The organism is Pseudomonas sp. B3G-3 (assembly GCF_028640915.1).
GTDB classification, from domain to species: Bacteria; Pseudomonadota; Gammaproteobacteria; order Pseudomonadales; family Pseudomonadaceae; genus Aquipseudomonas; species Aquipseudomonas chlororaphis_I.
Genome location: NZ_JAQZAB010000094.1, coordinates 1 through 3232, shown reverse-complemented (window position 1 = coordinate 3232; position 3232 = coordinate 1). Strand labels below are relative to the sequence as shown.

2 protein-coding genes and 1 pseudogene are annotated in these 3232 nt (G+C 59.5%); 2 read left to right on the top strand and 1 reads right to left on the bottom strand.

The features are described 5' to 3' along the window. Positions 1 to 453 precede the first annotated feature (453 nt). A complete protein-coding gene (locus PVZ80_RS11225; protein ID WP_273863903.1) occupies positions 454 to 753 on the top strand; it encodes a hypothetical protein in 300 nt (99 codons plus the stop codon). Positions 754 to 1067: 314 nt separating this feature from the next. Here PVZ80_RS11225 and PVZ80_RS11220 read toward each other — a convergent pair whose 3' ends face one another. Beyond that, positions 1068 to 1433: a hypothetical protein gene (locus tag PVZ80_RS11220; RefSeq protein WP_273863902.1), complete on the bottom strand. Its 366-nt coding sequence runs from the start codon at positions 1431 to 1433 to the stop codon at positions 1068 to 1070. Between the two features lie 606 nt (positions 1434 to 2039). On the opposite strand from PVZ80_RS11220, the pseudogene PVZ80_RS11215 reads away from it, so the two are divergent. Next, positions 2040 to 3232 (top strand): annotated as a pseudogene (locus tag PVZ80_RS11215) (aldehyde dehydrogenase family protein); the annotation flags it as partial.

Genomic DNA, 3232 nt, shown 5'->3' with positions numbered 1-3232 from the left:
TAAGGCATTCAACCATCTACCGCCGCATCTGCTGGCCAACCCAGCTCATGAGGTGGTAGCAGGTCACGCCCTGTTAAGGGCTCCTGGCGGTGTAATGTTCGAACAGGATGCGGAGTGCCTGAGCATGCTCTAGGGCGACTCCACAGAAAGCCATTGAAGTCTCAAAGCGCTCGCCGGGATGTGTGGGGATGTCTTCGAGCAGTAGCAGGATCTCGTTCTGTAGATCTGCCGAGCGGGTGAGCATTTCCTCAAGTGTCATATCGTCAGACTTCCCTTCAGTACATCGATGACCCCGATTCGTCCGTTCGATGCCCCGTGCTTCGCCGGTAATCAGCGCGATTTGTCGTACAAGTGGCTTCATCAGGTATCTGCGATACTCTCTAGGTGTGGCTGAGGGGAGAGTAGGGGAGCAACGAGCTCTACGGCATCGCGCCGGTGTCGAGCCTGGAGGAGATGTTAACGTTGCTGGAGTACGGCGACACCGCCTTCGACCTGGTACTGATCAATGCCAGCTTGACGCTCAACGTCCGTTTCAACCTGTTGGCGTTTTGCCTGGACCATCCGCTGATCCGCCAAGCCTTCATCTACGATGTACCGGAGTATCGATTGACGAGGCTGGGTGCCCAGGTTAAATCTCGGATTGTCTTCAGCTCCATGCAGTTGCCCGAAGGCGTACCGATCAAGCAACTGATCCACAAAGTCGACCCGCCCATGCTCAACGAACCGGCACATAAAACGGTAAGTCACTTGTGATGGGTTCGCGACCAGTTATGGTGCATTTACCAAGTTGATCCGCCCTACACCGGGGCGCGAACTATAGGGATATAAATAAAGACAAGCCCGCAACGGTGTTATCAGCCATAGGCGGTAACCCTTTGCGTATGAGCTTTTGTTTCGAATGAGTATTTCGCTGAGCATTGGTTGCACTAAAAAAGGGCGACAATGCCCACTTAAAAACAAGTGAACACTACCGCCCTCTGAAAGATTTCCTGCTACCTGTTGAACCCTTGCCGCCATCAACAACAAAACATCAGTTTCTGGCCGGCCTGGATAAGGCTCTGGTGCTGTTAGTTATTATCCTGGTAATAGCGCTTTTGCTGATGGCGGCGATGCTTTGGTGGTGGCGGGTCATAGTCATCGTCGGAACTGTATCTGGGAGCGCCGAGCGCAGTGCCGGTCACATTGGCGGCCCCACCGAGTGCTGTCCCTGTAACGTTTGCTGCGCCGCCGAGTGCTGTTCCAGTGACATTCGCCGCACCTCCAAGCGCGGCCCCGGTAACATTGGCGGCCCCACCCAATGCAGCACCGGTGATATTGGCTGCACCGTTGAGTGCCGAGCCAATGATGCCTTCAGCCTGAACGGATGATTGAAAAAAACCACCCATCAGGATACCCACCATTGCCAAGCTCGGTGCTTTCTTGACGCTATACATACGCCACCTCTACCTGAGAATTGAATCGAGCTGTAATGACCGAGTCAGATCAGCCAAGTATTTTTTTGACAACAACTGATCGCCGTCAATCTTGAAAAGTATTACCAAGAGTAACTGGGGTGGACAGTTCTGCTTCTTAGGTTCTCGGGTTAATGCTCGAGTTACTATAAGTGGCAGGACGATACCCACTTCAAATACCTACGACAGGTAATGCAGACACGACGTCATTAAACTTTTTTGTTGCGTTCAATTGACCGAAATTCTCCCTGTTAGTTCAAAAGGTCGTCTCACCGTTCATGAATCAGGGGTTAAGGCCAAAGGTGTCATACACAAGCTCAACCCTTGTATAGGGTTGAGAGGTGGCAGGTGTGACCAGCGTGTGGTACCTCGAAATGCCCCGGCAGCAGCAGCGCGCCGTTGTCTAGGCAGAACCTGAGTAGCTCGAACCGACTCTTGGCTGCTAGCACGCGATCCTCACACACCTTGCTGCTCCATTGCCAAAACGGAATCTGGATCGGCGAGTGCAGCATGTCGCCGCTAAATACCCCCGCGCGAGCCCTAGGATGACAACTCGATGCGGACATGACCGGGCGAATGACCGGGCGCATCGCCGACGCCGAACTGGTGGAGGAGGCGGTGAACAATGCCTGGCAGGCATTCGCCCGCTCCGACTGGGCCAGCCGTCCGCCCCGGGAGCGGGCGCGGGCGCGGGTGATGCGGCGCTGGGCCGACCTGGTGGAAGCCGACGCGGCGATCCTCGCGCCGCTGGAGGCGGTGGGTTCGACCCGTCCGCACCAGGACGTGATCGCCTGGGACATTCCTTATGTCGCCGAAGGCATCCGCTTTTTCGCCGAGCTGGCGGACAAGCACGGCGGTTCGCTGGCCGCCACCCAGACCGACCGCCTGGGCATGCAGATCGCCGAACCCTATGGGGTGATCGCCGCCATCGCGCCGTGGAATTTCCCGCTGAGCATGGCCTCGTGGAAAGTCGCCCCGGCCCTGGCCGCCGGTAACGCGGTGGTGCTCAAGCCGTCGGAACTGACGCCGTACTCCAGCCTGCGTTTCGCCGAACTGGCGCTGCAAGCGGGGATCCCGGCGGGCATCTTCAACGTGGTACAGGGCGACGGCCGGGTCACTGGCGATGCCCTGTGTCGCCATCCGCGGGTGGCCAAGGTGACCTTTACCGGCTCCACCGCCACCGGTTCGAGCATCATGTCCACCTGCGCCCTGGTCGGGCCCAAGCCGGTGACCCTGGAGCTGGGCGGCAAGAGCCCGCAACTGGTGTTCGCCGACGTGCCGGACATCGCCAGGACCGCGCGCACCGTGGCCATGGCCATTACCGGCAACGCCGGGCAGGTCTGTGTCTCCGGTTCGCGGCTGCTGATCGAACGCTCGATCATGCAGCCCTTCGTCGAGCACCTGCGGACGTACTTCGAACAATTGCGCCCGGGGCCGACCTGGTCGTCGGCCAGCACGCTGTCGCCGATCATTTCCCGGCAGCAGGCCAACCGCATCGACGGCATCGTCCAGCGTTCGCGCCAGGCCGGCGCCGAGGTGCTCTGTGGCGGCGGCTTGTTCGATGGCCTGGGCGGCGCCTATTACCAGCCGACCCTGCTGACCGGCCTGGACAACAGCAATCCGGCGGTCTGCGAGGAGATCTTCGGCCCGGTGCTGACGGTGCAGGCCTTCGACGACGAAGCCGAGGCCCTGGGCCTGGCCGAGCACGCCACCTACGGCCTGGCCGCCGGGGTGCACACCGCCGACATCAACCGCGCCCTGCGCCTGGTCCGGCGCCTGGA